The sequence below is a fragment of the Psychrobacter aestuarii genome, from assembly GCF_904846035.1.
Lineage (GTDB): Bacteria > Pseudomonadota > Gammaproteobacteria > Pseudomonadales > Moraxellaceae > Psychrobacter > Psychrobacter aestuarii.
The window spans coordinates 945,005-964,223 of the sequence record NZ_CAJGYT010000001.1; the positions used below are offsets into that span (position 1 = coordinate 945,005).

The 19,219-nt window shown below is 49.5% G+C and carries 12 protein-coding genes; 3 read left to right on the top strand and 9 right to left on the bottom strand.

Translation table 11 applies throughout. The features are described from left to right. The first annotated feature begins 57 nt into the window (after window positions 1–57). On the top strand, window positions 58–2,043 hold the full coding sequence (locus JMW05_RS03915; protein WP_201504082.1) for an AAA family ATPase: 1,986 nt from the start codon (window positions 58–60) through the stop codon (window positions 2,041–2,043). Window positions 2,044–2,045: 2 nt separating this feature from the next. Here JMW05_RS03915 and JMW05_RS03920 read toward each other — a convergent pair whose 3' ends face one another. The 8 genes from JMW05_RS03920 to JMW05_RS03955 all read right to left on the bottom strand — a co-directional run bounded on the left by JMW05_RS03920 (window position 2,046) and on the right by JMW05_RS03955 (window position 14,574). After that, a complete protein-coding gene (locus JMW05_RS03920) occupies window positions 2,046–2,546 on the bottom strand; it encodes a hypothetical protein (RefSeq protein ID WP_201504083.1) in 501 nt (166 codons plus the stop codon). A 26-nt stretch (window positions 2,547–2,572) separates the two neighbouring features. Further along, on the bottom strand, window positions 2,573–2,719 hold the full coding sequence (locus JMW05_RS03925; RefSeq protein ID WP_201504084.1) for a DUF2256 domain-containing protein: 147 nt from the start codon (window positions 2,717–2,719) through the stop codon (window positions 2,573–2,575). A gap of 68 nt (window positions 2,720–2,787) precedes the next feature. Next, a complete protein-coding gene (locus JMW05_RS03930; protein ID WP_201504085.1) occupies window positions 2,788–3,327 on the bottom strand; it encodes a hypothetical protein in 540 nt (179 codons plus the stop codon). Between the two features lie 36 nt (window positions 3,328–3,363). Then, entirely contained in the window at window positions 3,364–9,531 is a 6,168-nt protein-coding gene (locus JMW05_RS03935; RefSeq protein ID WP_227691432.1) for a DNA repair ATPase, read from the bottom strand. 45 nt (window positions 9,532–9,576) lie between these two features. Beyond that, on the bottom strand, window positions 9,577–10,125 hold the full coding sequence (locus JMW05_RS03940; RefSeq protein ID WP_201504086.1) for a hypothetical protein: 549 nt from the start codon (window positions 10,123–10,125) through the stop codon (window positions 9,577–9,579). 144 nt (window positions 10,126–10,269) lie between these two features. After that, window positions 10,270–12,306, bottom strand: coding sequence for a flotillin family protein (locus tag JMW05_RS03945; protein WP_201504087.1), 2,037 nt, complete (start codon window positions 12,304–12,306; stop codon window positions 10,270–10,272). A gap of 209 nt (window positions 12,307–12,515) precedes the next feature. Next, a complete protein-coding gene (locus tag JMW05_RS03950) occupies window positions 12,516–13,244 on the bottom strand; it encodes a hypothetical protein (RefSeq protein ID WP_201504088.1) in 729 nt (242 codons plus the stop codon). Window positions 13,245–13,518: 274 nt separating this feature from the next. Beyond that, window positions 13,519–14,574 carry a TolB family protein gene (locus JMW05_RS03955; protein ID WP_201504089.1) on the bottom strand — a complete coding sequence of 352 codons (1,056 nt, stop codon included), beginning with the start codon at window positions 14,572–14,574 and terminating at the stop codon, window positions 13,519–13,521. 146 nt (window positions 14,575–14,720) lie between these two features. On the opposite strand from JMW05_RS03955, the gene map reads away from it, so the two are divergent. Beyond that, complete coding sequence (map, locus tag JMW05_RS03960; RefSeq protein ID WP_406947467.1) at window positions 14,721–15,512, top strand: type I methionyl aminopeptidase; 792 nt, start codon at window positions 14,721–14,723, stop codon at window positions 15,510–15,512. A gap of 284 nt (window positions 15,513–15,796) precedes the next feature. Next, window positions 15,797–18,478 carry a [protein-PII] uridylyltransferase gene (glnD, locus tag JMW05_RS03965; RefSeq protein ID WP_406947468.1) on the top strand — a complete coding sequence of 894 codons (2,682 nt, stop codon included), beginning with the start codon at window positions 15,797–15,799 and terminating at the stop codon, window positions 18,476–18,478. 41 nt (window positions 18,479–18,519) lie between these two features. Here glnD and JMW05_RS03970 read toward each other — a convergent pair whose 3' ends face one another. Beyond that, a complete protein-coding gene (locus tag JMW05_RS03970) occupies window positions 18,520–19,137 on the bottom strand; it encodes a hypothetical protein (RefSeq protein WP_201504092.1) in 618 nt (205 codons plus the stop codon). Between the last annotated feature and the right edge of the window lie 82 nt (window positions 19,138–19,219).

Consider the following 19,219-nt stretch of genomic DNA (forward strand, 5'->3'; position numbering starts at 1 on the left):
GTCCCATACATATCAATCTACGCTAAAATATAAGGACTCTTAGCCTATCGGAAAATAATGATGACAAATGAAGTAATAGACAGTATCAAACTATGGTTTCATGAGGACATTACAGAGTTTAACTCAGAAGACGGACTAAAAAAGGAAAACCCTTTCGAGCTTAAGCGCTTTAATATTATAGTAGGAGCAAATAATTCAGGAAAAAGCCGTTTCATGCGTGAGCTTGGTATAACAATATTTAATAACAACGCTCGATATAGACAGCTATCTTCTTTCATAGATATTCTTGATGAAGCTTCCAGCATATTCAAAGACAATATACCCAATGCAATCCCTAATGTAGACAAAAGCACTAGCTATAGTATTACCAATATTATTAGCGAATACCAAACAACAATGAATACTATAAACTATTATATCGAGCACCTTAAAAAAAAGCATTACCCACGTGGGTATTTTAATCAAAACCCTTTTTTATATAAGGTATACGAACTCAGACAATCAAACGATAACGATAGAGAAGACTTATTAAAAAATTTAAAAAATTTAAATTCAAGAATATTAGATTTGAGCGATAGAGAAGACATCAAAGCAGTCATGAGAAAAAGTGTATTCTATATTAATAACTTAAGAAGCCTAAAATCACTTGCAAATGGTAATAGAAAAAATATCGTTGAACAAGACTCTATTGTGCATCCACTGTTAAACTGTGTAGCAGAGGACTATCAATTTTCCGAAAAGCAAATTATATCAGGTGAGGATTTTTTTGACTTCTTAGCAGACTCGCTATTGGGCATGCCTAATGAACGTCAAAATGTTGTTGACTATCAAAAACTACTCTCACGCTATTTTTTCAATAACCAAGAAGTTACCATCATTCCAAATCGCACAAGTAACACTTTACAAATAAAAATTGGAGAAGATCAGCAGTTCCCTATTTCTAATTTGGGCGACGGCTTGCAACAAGTTATTATTTTGACTTACAAAGCTTTTTTAATTAAAGAACCTACTTTCTTTCTTATAGAAGAACCAGAGATGCATTTACATGCAGGCTATGTAAAGCAAGTCGTAAAATTTCTAATGAACGAAACTAGCCATTACTATATGGCAACCACGCATTCAAACTATCTATTAGATATGATCAATGAAGACCAGCGTATTGCCCTTTATCGCGTTGATAGAGAACAGAACGAAGAAAACCCTCAACAATATGAGACCATTATCAAGCGCTGTGACAACGACCGTACTATATTGCGTACACTTGGCGTCTCACCGTCTTCGGTATTTTTAGCAAACTGCACTATTTGGGTAGAAGGTATCACTGACCGACTCTACTTTGTTCAATATCTAAGAAAATATTTGGAAGAGCTAAAGACCACTGACGAAGAACTATGGAAAGATTACTCACGTTTTATCGATGGTTATCATTATGCATTTGTAGAGTATCAAGGCTCTAATCTTGACCATTGGGATTTTGAAGTAGACTGCCCTGATGACGTTAATAGCAGCTTCGATAAAGGGCTCCCTGCTCTATTAACCACTTCACACGCTCTCGTCATTGCTGATGCAGACTTGAGAGACAAGCCTAGATTTACAGAGCTTCAAAATCAATTGAACGATAATATGATCGTTACCCAAGGTAAGGAAACAGAAAATACGTTACCTACTAACCTTTTAAAAAAGAAATTCTTTTCCATGTGTCCTGAAAATGGATTATCTAACCAAGGTAGAAAGAAAAAGCTAGAAAATTTTGAAGAATATGATAAGTATTTTGATAGTACACATGAGACCTCAGATTTAGGTATTGGCGATTATCTAAATAATATACTTGAAGCAATGCGCACAGACGAAATACTACCTCCTATACCCGAAGACAAAAATTCTTTTACATTTTCAGATGGTGGTCAAAAAACCATAAAGAATAAGTCAGATTTTTGTCGCGACATTGTGGGTTTGATGGAAGAAGAGGAATGGACGCTCACAGAATCAGCAAGATTAATATGTGAAAAAATATTTGAGCACATTAAAAGAAATAATAGCTAACCTTAGCTCTTTGGAACAAACAAAACATCATATAAAGCCTCGATACTGTCGTAACGATCAAATCGAGATCTATTAATAGTGCGGATATTAGGGCGTTCAGCTTTTATACCATCCGCATTAGCTTTAGTATGTTTTGCAACTTTAGCATTTTCTAGTCCAGTTAATGGCTTGCCAGCCTCAGAACCAAAAAAGTAAAACGAGCGCAGCTCCAAAGTATCTTCATCAAATTCTATCCAAACAATACACCCTGAAGGCTTGTTCGCTAGTCGTACATTCACCTTTTGACTTGATGCTCTAGCACCTAATTTTGACGTTTTGAGCTGGATATGACGAATGATATTATTCTCTTCAAGGACAATGTCACAACCAGCGTTATCCACTTCAGGTTTCATGACTTCTAGTTGGCAATCATCTTTTAGCCAGGATAACTTTAGCATCTCACCAATAAATAGATGCTCAATAAGCTTTTCTCGAAAGCTTGAATGTTCAAAATGCTTACTCATAATTTACCTTAATACTCTGTAGTAGCTCAATCTGCGTTACTCTTCCCCCGCCGACACCGCTCAGAACAATAAATCACCTGCTCCCAGTCCTTTTCCCACTTTTTGCGCCATGTAAACGGGCGCTGGCAGACGGGGCAGATTTTTTGCGGTAGGTTGACTTTTTTATGTGCCATAGTGATACCTTTTTATCCATTATTTTTAGGCGTATTTAGCAGCGTGTGCCAGTACCCATTGCCATATACTAACCATCTGATAGTAGCAGCATCCAATCAAAAGTTACCATCGTATATATACAGGCAAGTGAAGCTCCTACTATAGAAAGCTGAATCATCAGTCTTCGGTATTTAACCAACTTTGGGTCACAACGCTTAGCAACGATGTAATTGCGATTGGAAAACGCCACTTGAACATGCCATGCCTTTAATCTTTTTAGTTCGTTTTTTCCCATAAACATGCACGCTATCAGCACAGCCCACAAAGACAAGGTAAACGGTAGTATAAGCAGTAAATGAAGCCGCCTTTCTCTTGGCATACCCTCAAAATACACCCAGCCTTCCTGAGCGGTTAACCAATAAATCCACGCTTTCAGAGCAAGGATAGTGACCATCACAAAAATCAGCCAAAAGTTCTTGATACCTTTTAAGCTCACACGCAGACACCAGCAGTAATAATGCCATTTGTAGGTATCTGCTCTTTTTTTAACGTGGATAGTCCCTTTTTTTATCTCACGCGCATAGCGAATGTTTGGGTCTGAATGAAAGGTTTGCTTAAAAAGGTTCATCGTTAACCCTTACTATTGAGCTTCACTCTTTTCACTTTAATCTTCCTCAAATATTTTATTAAGGCGGGTTAGGCAATTCACAATCAGCTTGCCCGACTGCTCCACACTGCTATCGAGTATCAGCTTTTCGTCCATGCGGTTGGTCAATGGCGTGAGCGCCTGTTGTAGGGCGCTTGCGATGACGCTGGCTTGCTGCTTGGCATCGGGAACGCTCGCCGTGTCGCCTTGTGGCGCAGCACTTACAAAGGGCTGTGCTTGCTGGGTTGCCAGCTGTTCGATGGCTTTGACCAGCTGCTCTACAAAAGATTTTTGCATCGTATAGGTATGGGCGATATGTGTATTGCCCTGCTGCTGCTCTTTGTCATAGAGGGCGCTTAGGGTGTTGATGCTCTGCACAAAGCCGTTATCAATACTTTGGCTGACCACTTTGGCATTGTCCATCATGCTCTCAGCGAGGCGCTGTTGGGCGCTTGCCTGCGCTTCGGTATGCTCGGCGAGCCTCACCATCAGCTCAGCTTGCGCGCTGTCGTCACGCTGCGCCTGCATCTGCGCTGGCTGCTGCAAATACCGCTCGAACTGCTGCCCGAGACTCGATAAACCAATCGCCATATCCGCGAGCTGTGCGATGATGCGTGCGCCTGTGTCGCCATCGTCGCCGCCCATGGCTTTGTTACGCAAAAAGTCGGCTTTGATTTGTGCCCAGCGTGCTGCCTCGTCATTATCGAGCGTGCCGCGCATCTCGCCGAGCTTGAGTAGGTTGCTCTCCGCGCCTGTGGTGAGCAGCTGCGACTCGCCCAAATAGTGGTCGTCAATCAGCTGATTGAGATCGTCTGTATTCATGACCGCCGACAGCTTTTCGGTCATCTTGTTCATATTACGGTAGCTGCCTTGGAGCTTAAAGGTCGGCTCGACGCGGTATTTGTCATCTTGCGCGGCGGAGGCGATGTAGGCTTGGTTGACGTCCAAGACCACTTGCTGGACGCTAAACATATGGCGCAAGATGGCGAGGATTTCATTAATCTCCGAGGTGCTGTACGGGTGTGACAGCTCGCTGCTTTGCGCCTGCACGAGGGCGGCGCTGTTGCCATCGCTCGCGTCAATGGCTTTTGCCATTTTGATAAAGCGGTGTACATCAGCGAGGTCGCGGTTGGCAAGTGGCGCGAGCACAGCATTAGATGTCAGGGCATTTTCGATATAACTTAAGGCAAAGATGTCTTCCATACCGCCCATGATGTCGCCGAGGTTGTAGATGTCGGCGCGGTTGGCGAGCATGTCGGGGACTTTAAAGGCTTCGCCACTTTCGGTATACGGGTTACCCGCCATGACCACGCAGAACTTTTTGCCGCGCATGTCGTAGGTTTTGGTTTTGCCTTGCCATACGCCATCGATACGCCGCGTGCCATCACCGAGGGAGATGAATTTTTGTAAAAATTCGGCGTGCGTATGCTGGATATCGTCCAGATACAGCATGACGTTGCTGCCCATTTCAAAGGCGAGGTTGATTTTATTCAGCTCTTCGCGGGCGGTGGCGTTCGGTGCTTTGGCGGGGTCTAGGGAGGTAACATCATGCCCGAGCGAGGGGCAGTTGATTTTCATAAAAATCAGCCCAAGACGGTTTGCCACATATTCCATGAGGGTGGTTTTACCATAACCAGGGGGCGATATCATCATAAGGATGCCCATCAAGTCGGTACGCTTGTCCTCCCCGACCGTGCCCATTTGCTTGGCGAGGTTGTCACCAATCAGCGGTAGATAGCTTTCGTTAATCAGGCGGTTACGCACGAAAGACGACAGCGGACGCGGCATAAATTCGTTCAGCCTGAGCGATTCGCGCGCGTCGTGCAGCACCTCAGAGCGCATTGCTAAATAGCGCTTGTAAGCGGGGATAATGTGCGCCTGATGCTGATGCAAACGGCTTAAAAATTCATCTACCGCAAAACTTAGACGCTGCCCCTGAATGCGCGGATGCTCGCCCAAGAGATTGGGCACGTCTATTTGTAGCGATACGCTGGCGGTCTCACGAGTAAAGCTGTTAATGGCGGGCAGTTTATTGCTGTCTGCGCTGCCAAAACGGCTGGGCGCTAGTGTGCTGCGTTCGTTGTTATTGTCATTGGTGGTGGACGGTGCTTGCATACGCGCATATAGCGCCTCACGCTGGGTGTCGCTCAGCTGGGTGAGCATAATGGCAATCGCTTCGGGCACATAGTGCTGCCCGACTGCGAATTGTTCAGCACGCTCGGCTTGTTTGGTAGCGGCGGCGGTGCGCGCTTCTTCGCTCATTGTATCGTCTTCGCTTTCACTGCCTTGTGCATCGAGATGGCTGCCGTATTTTTGTTCTAACAAGGCAAAAAACCATGTGGACAGCAGCGCGTAGGCGGACTTTGGCTCAAAGCTCAATTTGCCAAGCGCATTTTGTAGCTGCTGTAGGCTGGCTTTGTGTTGTCCATTATCCAGCGTCTCGGTCAACAGAGTACACAGCTTTTGTGCTTGCTGGCTGGTTTGCCATACAGGCTGATTATCGCTATCGGCGCTATTATTGACATTGCCAAAGCTGCTGCTTAAAGGGCTGCCAATGGCACTGCTGCCCGCATCGTCATGCGGCTGCCCCATGACGGTCACCAGATATTCACAAGCAAGGGTGACGTGCTCAAGGTTAAAAATATCCTGCGCATCGCGCTCTGCGTCGAGGGCTGGGCGCTCGTCACTGGGCTGCGCCTCCTCGCTATAGATCTGCACAAAGTTCTGCATCACCCCTTTCATATCTTCGACCAGCAGGGCTTTGGCGGTATCGCTGCCAAGCATACGGCGTAATTGTTCAGCGGTAATCGCTCGGTCGCGCCAGTTACGCATGGCGGTCAAGGTCTTGGCGTCTAGCCAGCGGTCGTAATCAAATGCCGATAACCCCTGCAAGCCCAGCGCTTGTACCATCATCAGCTGCCAATAAAACAGCTGCGCCAGCGCACGCACAGGCGGCGTGTAAATGAGCAAACCTGCGGCGCGTAAGGTGGGCAAAATGTGCAGCAATAACAGCGTGGCATCATGGTCATGAATGCCCTTTTCAAAGCCCAGCTGATAGCGCGGCGCGGCGTAGGCTTTGACGAGGTTGGCAAGCGGGCTGTTGCTCGCAAGCGCGGACAGCTCAGTATTGGCATTGGGGCGGCTGGCGATGGTGTCGTCATAGGCTTGATACAGGCGCGCTTCGGTCAAGCCGTCTTGACTGTTTTTGGCGCTCTCAATGATGCTATAGGCTAGGTATTCGGCGCGATAGACCGTCTCTGACTCGGAGGCGATATTCATGTCCCAATAGGGACGCAGGGCCGTTAACGCAGGGTCGTTCAATGCTTCGTAATACTCGGTGCCTGTTAAATGCAGATTGAGCATGCGCTTGCCGTCCGACTGCTGACGGCTGAGCAAGGTCAAATCAAGCGGCTGAGTATTGACCGAAAAGCGGTGCTTGCCCAGCTTAATGACCTGCCCGCCTGCTTCAAAGAGGTCGGACTTGTCTTTAAGGCTCTTATAGCTTTCAACTTGAATGGCTTTGAGGCGCGCCTCAACATCGTCGGCTTTGACGCTAAAGCCCATCTCTTGCAAGTCTTTAACGACGCGGCGCACCTTTTGTACCAAGCCGTCCGAGGCAAAATAGGTGTTTAAGCTCTCGGTATCGCTAAAGCCTGTGACGCCCGTGCTTTGTGTGCGTTTTTTGATGCTCTCAAGCATGCGTGATGCCGCGTCACCGAGGTTTTGTGCCTTACGGTTGCGCGCGTCTAGCAGTTGCTGTTTGTGGTTTTCAAAGGTGTCGTAAATCTCTTCACGCTTGCTGATGATATCGCCTAAGAACTGATCGCCGCTTGCGCTCTCAGGGTCGGTAAACTGGCTTTCTAGCTCCTCTAACTGCACCAGCAGCTTTGCCATTTGTTCATCGGACTTTTCAGGCGTGGTGGCGATGGACAAGGCATTGGCAATCGATTGCCCGAACAGGCGGAACTGTGCGCCGAACTGCGCCACCGCCTCTGCTGAACCAAAGCTTTTGCGCTTGTGTCCCAGCTTGGCTTTACTTTGGTTCAGACGGGCATAAATCGCCGAGATATCATCGATGATTTGCGTGCGCACCGTGGCATCCGCCACATCAAGCGTGCCCAGCATTTCGGTCAGTAAGTCCAGCCCTTCTGCGGTCTTGTCGATATTGTCCAGCACGGGCTGTAGCTCGGCACTGGTCTCGGCGGTCTCGATACGCTCGCTGACGTCTGCCAAGATATCCTCGTACCCTGCCAGCGCATCCTCGCCGCTCAGATACTGTACCGTCTGCTCAGCAAGCGTCTGCTCGGCGTCCTCTAGCTCCTGTTGCATCGCGGCAAGCGCGTTGGTATCAAGGTAACGCAAGTCCTCAAGGCTGACCAAATGCCCTTTTTGACGGCGTAGCGCTGCGAGCTGGTCGACATAGTCACTGGCGCTATCGAAGCTAGTGATTTTGATTTGTCGTAAAATTTCTGTTTGCTTGGCTTCGGCGTCTTTGATTGCCGCTTGGGTTTGTTTTTGGATGCTTTGCACTTTGGCAAATTCATCAATGACCAGCTCGGCGGTCGCCGTCACCGCTTTAATGCGCTCTGCCATCTCACCAAGCTCAGGATCAGACAGCCAGTAATAGCTGTCAAACAAGCGCTTGCTGGTATCCGACAACTCCTCATACAGCTTTTGTGAGACGCTTTGATTGCCAATCAGGCGGGTGACGCTGTACAGATCGGAGATACCGCGCACCAGCTCTTTGTTGCCGATTTTGCCATAAAAGCTGGTACTCTCAGGCAGCTCGCTGACGTATTCAGGTGAGGCGTACGGCGTGTGCCAGATTTGCATCGGGTGGATGCGTGACGGCTCACTTTGCGCGCTAAAGAGTACCAAGCGCCCACTGTCGGCGAGCGCCATACCATTACAATAAATGGGGTTCGCCAGTTGTTTTTTGATGATGTTGTAAGGGAACAGCCCCGTCACACCGAGCGCGACATCGTAGAATAAAAACAGCACGTCCTCGCCATTAGGCGAGATGATTTTTCGCTTAAAGCGCAAGTCCATCGCTTGCTGCTCGCCGCCGAACAGCTTGTGCTCGCCTGTCTGCAAATAGTAGCCACCCGGGAAAATGATGCCGTGGTCTTCAGGCAGCTGCACGCACGATTGTCCGATGGCATCGAGGCGCAGCACAGCTTCGGTCAAGGTGTTGTATACAAAATAGCGGTACTGCTCTTCGCGGTACGGCAAGATTTTTAATAAAATCAGGCTGCCCACTTTGGCATAAAAAATCTGCGCGTCGGTCAACGATTGGGTACGGTCATTGACAGGCTCATTATAGATGCCCAGCCCTGATTGGGTATTGTTCTCAATTTTGATGGTTAAGCTGCCGCCTACCGTCTCCACGAATATCGTGTCCAAGATATTCATGTGCGGGTACTTGCCGTTAATCATCTGCTCGCGGGTGGTCTGTATCCAATCAAAATCATAAGCAGGCGGCAGCTCAATGTCGCGCTCGCCGCGATTGTCCACATAAGTGACCTGCGCGTCCTCAGGTGTACCGTCGCTAAAGTCTAAGGCAAAGCGAAACACACGAATATCGGTGATGCGCTCACCGATTTGGAACGCCATGAGCAGCTTGCTGTCTTTCACCGTCAGCTGAATCAGGCGCGTCTGTTTGTAGTAGCGGTACAGCTCGTTAAAATCCTGCACAAAGGCGGGCTGCGCCAAAAACGTCCCTTGCAAATCGACTTCTTGCAAGGTGTATTCTGCCTCGCTACTGGCGTCACTGCTCTCGCCGTCTTCGCTCCCCGTAGGCGCATTCAGGCGATATAGGGACAGCACGTCTTTGACATGGCTTGCGCGCTTGAGCCCCATAAAGACGTTGTAACCGAATAGCAGATACTCGCCCACCTGCACCATATCCTGCGCCACGCAGTTGTGCTCGGTACGGATGCGCGTGCGCGCCACCACCTGCATTTGGGTGCTGCCAAACTCGGTCAAGCGCGCTTGGTTGAGCGCGGCGGTTTGTCGCTCCAGCTGCTCGCCTTGCTCGGTCAGGCGTTTTTTGATCAGCTCATAGGCATTGCCTGCGGCAACCGCTTGGTCGGCTTGTGCCGTGCTGTCTTGGCTGTCTGGATTGGCTGCTGGGTTTGGATGCTCGGTATCTGCCATCGTCGTTCGTCCACTTGTATTTTTAGGCATGAATAGGCTAAAGGTTCATTAGATCAGATATAAACTCTACGGTAGCTACACTTCTAAACTGCGCGAGGGCACTTTATACATCAGCGTGTGTAGCATTTCGATAAATAGCGATTTATCCGCAAAATTCATGTCTGATATAACGACTTTTTCCATCGTCGTATGGATAATAATCTGATGCAGTTTGCCAACGGCAGTCACCTCAAATTTATGAATATCTTGATACCTTACTGTCATCAATTTATTGCTAATTGGGCGTTTGGGTGCGATTATCTTAGAATCGTACAATGTAATCGAGTGCGGCTTTTGAAAGGATTGGATAAGTAACGTCAAACCAAAACAAGCCACCATAAAAAAGAGCAGCGCACTTCCCCATGCAAAGTAAATTGCCATGTTGGGTGATAGACTTATATGATTCAGGATTACCCCTGCCTCGTTGTTTAACGCATCTTGTACCGCAGTCCAACATAGCGCTAAGGAAGGCACTAAACAAAAAACCCCGTACCATTTAGCAGGTCGATATTCATACTGCTTAATGATCTCTTCTTCTCTATACGCTGCTTGTTCAGGCACTTTGTTGAGCAATTCCGTGTCCACAACCGTCCTTTACTTTTTAAGATTTATGAGTGAAAACGTATTAAAAATAAAAACCTATGGGCTAAGCATTTTTATCAGCAAACGCTTAGCCCATATTCAATATAACAGCGCGCCTAGAAAAGTCTAAACGCGCCGTGTACTTCATTATTCGCTGTCTTTTTCTGCGTTGTCTTGATTGACGGCATTGCTGTCCGCGCCTTGCGCTTTCATCACTTGGTTTGCCATCACGGTGTTCATGATGCCGCTTAATGTATTGGACTTGCCAGCCAGACCATCGATGGCTTTACCGATAGACAATGACTTGGCAAAGTTGTCAAAGAAGTGCTCTTCGCCGCCAACGATGTCGATTTTGGCTTTTTGTAGCGCGACCGATAGGACTTCGGCATTTTCTTTGGCAATCTCTTTGCCTGCATCAATAGACGCCAGTGACTCTTGCAATGCGGTTTCGAGCTTCATGCGGAACTCTTCGTGCTCGCGTGCCTCTTTGCTCATGCTGCCCATGGCATTGAACTTCTCGACCAGACCATCGGCTTCGGCTTTGAAGTGCTCGCGGGTGACTTCGGCTTTTGCCAAGCCCACTTCGCGCTCAGCTTGCGCGTTTGAGCGACCGCGTGCGGCGATGATTTCGGCATCCGCAAGACCGACATCACGCTCGGCTTTGGCTTTCGATTCGCCACGTGCAGCGATAACTTCGGCGTCCGCCATACCGATATCACGGTCAGACTGTGCGCGTGCCTGCCCTGTAGCTTTGATGACATTCGCTTGGGCGATGCCTTCTTTTTCAGACGAGGCGGCTTTGGCTTCTTGAATCGCGGCTTCAGCAAAGCCGTGTGCCGACTCTTCTGCTTTGATGCCTTCTGCCAGCTTGATTTTGGCTTCGGCGTCTTTGGCACTGGCTTCGAGCTTGGCGTTGGCAAGCGTGGTGATTTCAACCGCTTTATGCTTGGCGGACAGCTCTTCGGCTTCTGCCTTTTTAACTTGACGTACTTTTTCTTCTTCAGCATCGGCTTCGGCAGCGAGGACGCGGGTTTGCTTAGCGCGCTCGGCTTCGCTGACTTCGCGCACTTCTTTGATGCGCTCTTCTTCTTGTGCCACGGTTTTATCGACCGCGATACGTTCGCGAATCACGTTGGCGATTTCTTTTTTCTCAAGCTCGATAGCACGCTCAGCTTCGATGCGCTGTAAGTCCACTTCACGCTCACGCGAAACCACTTCTAGGTCGCGGGCGCGGGTGACTTTTTCTTGCTCAATGATGACCGCACGCAGACGGTTTTGCTCCGCCACTTCGATTTCGCGCTGTTGGTTTTCGCGCTGAATCGCAAGGTCTTGCTCGACGATGATAATCGCGGTTTCGGACTTTTTGCGCTCTTCTTCTTCAATTTTGCGCGTTTCCGCCGTTTCGCGGGCGATGACGGTGGCGATTTCGCGTTTTTGCTTGGCTTGGGCGTCCGCTTCTTGACGCTCCAGCTCCAACATAGCCTCAATGGTCTCGACGTTTTTCTTTTTCACCGCCAGCTCTTCATCACGCTCCAGCTCGTTGGTGATGACATTTTGCGTGGCGGTCAGCTGGGTAATCTTTTTGATACCTTCAGCATCCAAGATATTACTTGGGTCGAGAGAGACTTTTGGCGTTTGTTCTAGGTAGTCAATCGCGACGTCCTCGAGCACATAACCGTTTAAGTCATTGCCGATTTCTTGGACGATGCTGTCACGGAACTGGCTGCGGTTTTCGAACAGTTTGACAAAATCAATCTGCTTACCGACCGTTTTTAGCGCTTCTGAAAATTTGGCATTAAACAGCTCATTGACCGCCACTTTGTCTGAGGCGCGGTCAACGCCGACCGATTTTGCCACCTTGAGCACGTCTTCTTCGGTTTCATTGACGCGCAGATAAAAGGCGACGGTGATGTCAGCACGCATGTTGTCCGCACAAATCAAGCCTTCTTTGCCTCGTCTGTCTACCTCTAGGGTAATCAGTGAGATTTTCATCAGCTCTTTTTTGTTAATGACCGGCCAGACAAAGCCGCCGTCAAAGCGTACGGCAATCTTATTTACGCCGTTGATAATCAGCGCCGTGCCCTGCTCGACCTTGATATAAAAGGCCTTGAGCATCATCAATGCCGCCATGACAAAAACAAACGCCAGTATCACGACGACACCGACGATGATGAGTATATCCATGTTCACTCCTGTCGTTTGAACCCAAAAACCAAACCGAACCATGTGCGCCCCTCTGTTGCGTGAGCTGGGCAGTCATTGGCGTTATGCGGGTTTTGCGTTCAACTTATGGTTAAAATCTATCATGCAAATTACGCGAGTAAGCGATAAAAGAAAAAATAGGCAGCAAAAAAACGGCATACAACGGGCATTGCCCATCGTATAACCGAGACTTATTGATGCGTTTTATTGAGGTTTAAGTCCCCATTGTCATGAGGTGTCTTTTCAGCACCCTCGCCGACGGGGCGCACTTGATAGGCGTTGATGTCGTCTAAATAGGCGACCAGCTGCACAGTGTCGCCTTTTTTGAGGGTTTTGCTATGTGCCGCGTCATAGGGGCGAATTTTTAGAATCAGTCCTGCACCGCCGTCATGCAGCTCAGCTTCGCCATGTGTCGCGGTGACGCTGAGCGTACGTACAGTAGCGGTCTTGCCGATATTGCTTGCCGCGTTGCGTTTGGGGATATTGGCAATGTTTTTGCGAATGGGCGCAATGATAAGCCCTGTCAGCCACATCGACACCACGAGCACGAGTAGCAGCGCGCCTGTGCCAAAGAGATAATACAAGATGCCCGAGACCATCGATTTATCTAACAGACTGGTGTAGACGTAGCTGAGCACCCAGCCAATCAGGCTCACCAAAGTCAATATGATGATAAGCGGTACGCCATACAGCCCAAATCTGAGCATAATGCCCGTAAAAAACCCTGCTGAGCCCAAGTCCGCCGTGTCGCCGCCTGTATCACCAACGTCGCCGACATCACCCACATCAACGTTGTCCATATCGGTCATGCCAAGCAAAGACACCAGCCAATATAACGTGACAAACATCACCAGCCCCGTAAACACCACCGTCGGGTACATACTGATTTTGTTGATAAATATTGCGAACGCGTCTTGCATCAGCCACCTGCTCCTATCGTGCTTGCCTTATAAACCGTTACGACTGTCAACGCCTATAAGGTAAACTTATGTTCCTTTTTATGCATTATATACACGACAGGCGGCAGAATACAGCATTAGTGCCCAATTTTTGTATTTTTATGAGTGACTTGGCTTTGCTTGTTTTTTTAATAAACACCTCAGCTAAACAATGGGGAATACGTTTTTAGCTCAGATAATCATTCCTCATTCATCCCTTTTACTAAAGCATTTGGGCGTATTTATTTTGTCTGACTTATGGATTGGTCTTGGTAATGACCTTTATCGCAGGCTTATTTTTTGCCGCCACACTTGGCATCACGCCCCATACAGGGTCGCGCAAGACGCCTTGACTCCTCACTAGGCTCAAAGACGCGCCCTCACCCTGTAACGGACGAATAAACAGCTGGCTCGTGATAGGTGCATCACTGGGTGCGCTGCTGGGCGCATCGTTTGGCGTTCGCATCGGATAGACCACATAACGGGCGCTCGGTGACAGCTTTGCGGTCTCATCCAGCCCATTGACGCCAAAATCGGCGATCCTTGTACCTGTGCTGAGGTTCATGACCCGCGCACTACCTCCCGCCAGATAGCTCATCCGCTGTCCATCACGGCTGATACTGGGGCTGGTCGCATAGCCGCCTGTGTCAATCTTGACGACTGTACGTGCATCACGGTCATAGCGATATATGTGCGGCTGGTTACTGACGCCTTTATCACTGACAAAGACAATGTCACCATCAGGCAGATATTTTGCCTGTAGACTCACCGACCAGTCCGTATTTATCGCGCGGTGGCGCGTGCCTGTCGCCATATCGTATTCATAAACGCGCGCCTCTCCCTCATCGCTTGAGGTATACATCAGCGTGTCATTGTCCGCAGACAGCTGCCCAGACAGATTCATTCCATCATGAGTGATGATAGGCAGCGTGCGCTCGGTCACCGTGTCATACAGATAGATTGAAGGATAGCCGCGCCCTAGCTGTGCGCTATAGGTCAGATAGCGCCCATCGTCTGACCATGCAAGGCTATAGATACTGCCGTCTACCTCGGCATATTTATGCTTATCACTGCCATCAGGATGGATGCTATACAGCGTGGTATGCGTACCTGCGGCATCGCGCCTAGTCTCGATATAGGCGATGCGCCCTGTACGGTCGCTTGCGTCCATTGTTTCGAGCATTGGCTTGAGCGCTGGGCTTTTCGGCGTGGGTGCTGAGCCCGTACTGGCGGCAAGGCTTTGGCAACCGCTGACACTCAATGTCATCAGCGCGCCGACCACGCAGCCAATATGGGCAGAATATCGTTTCATAACGTCTCGTATATTGACTAAAAAAGAATACTTATGTTGGTGCTCAGCCCGTCATCATAGCGCAGTTTACGCAGAAGCAAAACGCCTGTAGCGTAGGTGTGTTATAATGTGCGCACATTTCTACATAACGACAGTACAGAACGATGATGACAAAAAAATCTTTAATCCAATCGCCTGAAGCCATCGAAAAGATGCGTATTGCGGGCAAACTTGCCAGCGATGTGTTGGTCATGCTTGATCAGCACGTCAAAGTGGGCGTCAGCACCGAAGCCTTAAACCAAATTGCACACGACTATATCGTCAATGAGCAAGGCGCGATTCCTGCGCCACTCAACTACCACGGTTTTCCAAAGTCGATTTGCACCTCGGTCAATCATGTGGTCTGCCATGGTATTCCTTCTGAGAGCAAACTTTTAAAAGACGGTGACATCATCAATATTGATGTGACGGTCATTAAAGACGGCTACTACGGCGACACCTCAAAAATGTGGGTCGTGGGCAATGGCTCCATCATGGCAGAGCGCATTTGCAAAGTGGCGCAAGATGCGCTATACGCAGGCATGAAAGTCGTTAAAGACGGCGCGCGCCTTGGTGACATTGGCGCAGCGATTCAAGAAGTCGTGGAGCCTGAACGCTTTAGCATCGTGCGTGAGTTTTGTGGTCACGGTATCAGCGATGAGTTCCACCATGAGCCGCAAGTGATGCACTACGGCAAAAAAGGCACGGGCTTTGAGCTAAAGACGGGCATGACCTTTACCATCGAGCCGATGATTAACCAAGGCGTATGGCAGACCAAAATCTTAGGTGATGGCTGGACGGCGATTACCAAAGACCGCAAGCTGTCGGCGCAGTGGGAGCATACGTTGGTCGTGACGGACAATGGCTGTGAGGTATTCACCACCCGTCCTGAAGAAGACTTGAGCTTTTTGACGCAGTAGTTTTATCACCTTGCGTGACGCTTTTGCCTGATAAAAAAGACTGCGCTTGCGGTCTTTTTTTATGCGTGCGGGCGCGCTTTTTGTTGCTGGTGATATAAATCAGGATACACCCTTGCCTTTGACGACTGCGCGTTATACTGTCATTATGCTGGTTGCCCTATTTGGCGGGTAATGGTGGTTACCGACTGCGTTTGTTGCTGGGTTTTTGATACCTTATTTTTAACGACTGGATATTGTGCATGTTTACTTGTGATGTTGCTTCGATTTATATCACGCCGCTTCCGATGCCGCTTGGCAAGGCTGCCCATGAGAATGCGGACGCAAAGGATACGGTACTTTTGGGCATTCCTGAATGGCTGGCTTGTATCAATGATGACATCAGCCGTGCGCTTGAGCGCGGGGTCAATATTCGCCAGCTGGTGGCGGCGCGTGCCTGTGCGATTGATGACTTATTGACCGCGCTGTTTCATTGGTTTGAGCTTGATAAAACCGAGCTTGCGTTGTTTGCCACAGGCGGCTATGGTCGCGGCGAGCTGTCGTTGTATTCTGACATTGATATTTTGCTGCTCTCGCCTGACGTCATTGATGATGAGGTGGGCGCAAAGATTGACAAGCTGGTGGCGATACTCTGGGATGTGGGGCTTGAGCCTGCCTTGTCCGTGCGCAGTGTCAATGACTGCCTAGAAGCGGCGCACGACCACACCATCGCCAGCGCCTTGCTAGAAGCGCGCATCATCACAGGCAATGAAACACTGCAAGACGTGCCGTGTGAACTGGTCAACGAGCTGTGGTCGCAGCGCACGTTTTATGACGTCAAGATTGAAGAGGCACGCGTCCGCTACTTGCAGCACCACGCCACCGAGTACAATCTAGAGCCGAACATCAAAACCGCGCCTGGCGGGCTGCGCGACATTCATATCATCGGCTGGGTGACCAAGCGCTATTTTCGCGTGGGCAAGCTGTATGATTTGGTGCAGCAAGACTTTTTGACCGAAAAAGAATTCGATGAGTTGAGCTTTGCTGAGGGCTATTTGTGGCAGATTCGCCATTATTTGCATGAGCTGACAGGACGCAACGAAAACCGCCTGCTCTTTGATTATCAGCGTGAGATTGCCCAGCGTATGGGCTATGAGCCGCAGCCAGACGATGACCCGAATGCGGCGGTTGAACGCTTTATGCGCGATTATTATCGCTGTGCGATGCAGATATCGACGCTCTCTGAGATGCTGATTAACCACTATTACGAGACCATCATCGAGCCGCAACTGCCCGATGCTGAGCGTCCCAAAACCCAAAGCTTAACCGCACATTTTAATCAGATTGGCAATCAGATTGCGATGGCGCACCACCGCGTGTTTGCGCAGCATCCTGATGCGATACTTGAGATGTTTTTGCTGATGGGTCAGCACGGACTCAAAAACATCCGCACCCATACCCTGCGCGCACTAAAAATCGCCGCACGCGGGATTGACCAAGCCTACCGCGACAATCCGCAGCATCAAGCGCTGTTTTTGGCCAATTTAAAAGAACAAAACTATCTGTTTCACCGCCTGCGCGCGATGAACCGTTATGGCGTGCTCGGCAACTACATCCCCGCCTTTGCGCAGGTCACAGGCTTGATGCAGTACGACCTCTTTCACCGCTACACGGTCGATGCGCACACGCTGTTTTTGATTCGTATTTTGCACCGATTCTTAGATGACAACTACCGCCAAAACTTCCCGCTGGTCAGTGCGATTTTTCAGCGCATTGAGCGTAAAGAGATTTTGGTACTCGCAGCGATGTTCCATGACATTGCCAAAGGACGCGGCGGCAATCACAGCGAGCTTGGGCAGTCTGAGGCGATTAGCTTTTGTGTGGCGCATGGTATGAGCACTGCCGATGCCAACTTGGTCGGCTGGCTCACGCGCTATCATTTGCTCATGTCGATGACCGCGCAGAAAAAAGACATCTCAGACCCTGAGGTGGTGACTGAGTTTGCCAATCTGGTGGGCAACGTCACGCACCTAAACCATCTGTACGTGCTGACAGTGGCGGATATGAACGCCACCAATGCCCAGCTATGGAACAGCTGGCGCGCCACCTTAATGAAACAGCTGTATTCACAAACGCGCCGCATTTTGCGGGCAGACATTGACGCGCCGACCAACCGCCAAGATATGATTAGCGCCACCCGCGCTCAGGCGCTTGAGATGCTTGACAGTGTGGACAATCAGCACATGAACCGTGAAGAAGTGCTGGCGCTGTGGGAAGACTTGGGCGATGAGTACTTTTTGCGTGAGATTACCGAAGATATTTTGTGGCATACCGAGGCGATTTTGAACCATCCGCCCATTGGACGTGCCTCTACCGCAGACAGCCCGCCGCTTGTGGTATTGCGCGAGCATCGCGAACTGGCGCTCGATGCGGTACAGGTCTTTGTATACACCCAAGACCAAGCGAACCTGTTTGCGGTGACCATGGCGGTCTTTGACCAGATGAACCTTGACGTTTTGGACGCACGCATCATCACCGCCACACGCGACTTTGCGCTCGACTCTTACGTGCTGCTCGACCGTAGCGGCACCTTGCTTGCGGACGTTGACCGTCAAGAAGAGCTAAAAGCGCGGCTGATTGAGGCGTTTAAAAATCCCGATTCGCCCAAGCTGACCAACAAGCGAATGCCGCGCCAGCTGCGCCATTTTGATGTGCCGACCAAGATCAGCTTTCAGTTTAATGAGGCAGCCAATCAGCACGTGATGACCTTGCAAGCGCTTGACCAACCAGGGTTACTTGCGCGGGTCGGACAGGTGTTTTTGCGTCAAAACATCGAGGTACACGCAGCCCGCATCACCACGCTTGGCGAGCGCGCGGAGGATATGTTCTATATCAGTGACCAAGAAGACAAGCCGTTGTCCGAGGACAAGCTGGTGACGCTCAAAGCGGCGCTCAAAGACTGCTTGAGCATGCCAAAAGAAGGACAATAAAACGCAAGTAGCGGGGCCATAAGTGATGGTCGCGCTACTGGTTACGACAAAATGCTTTTGTAGACAATCTTGCTGGCACTGGCCGCCAAGTCGTCGTTTGCCAGCTCCAGCGGCAGCGCGTAGATGTCCGCCTGCTGCTGGGCAAGGAGCAATCGCCCTGCCTCGACCTCTTTTTGTAGCAGCTGCTGCAAGCTGATCAGATGCAGCTCGCCATGATAGCGCTCATAGATACCTTGTAACGAGATGGGCGCATGCGCGTGAATGTCAGGAAACAGGCTGTCTGCGGCAAGAATATACATCTCTTGCAGTGCCTCTTCGCTCACGACCGCCGCGCTGTCGATACGGTCTTGCATGGTGGCGGCAAAGCGGGACTTGTAGAGCAGCAATGCCAAGAACAACAGCGTCTGCACCACAAACACCACCGCATAGCTCCACAGATTCACCGACCCTTGTATCCAGCGATTGATGAGCATCATCACAATGGCAATCAGCACATAGCCGACCAGTTGCCACAGCACCCACATCATAAAGCTGTTTTCCCCGAACCAAAACATATGACGCTCTTTGAGCTTTATCAAGCGCTGACGCGAGCGCCACCAATAACGCTCACGACGCTTTAGCTGCTGATAAAACTCTGCACGCGTATCATCAAAAAACATAAGTTATCCATCATTTTGGTGCTGACTTATCGCGTCACGCTGGCAGTTGGGTATGGTGGTTGTCGTCCGTGGGCGCTTGGGG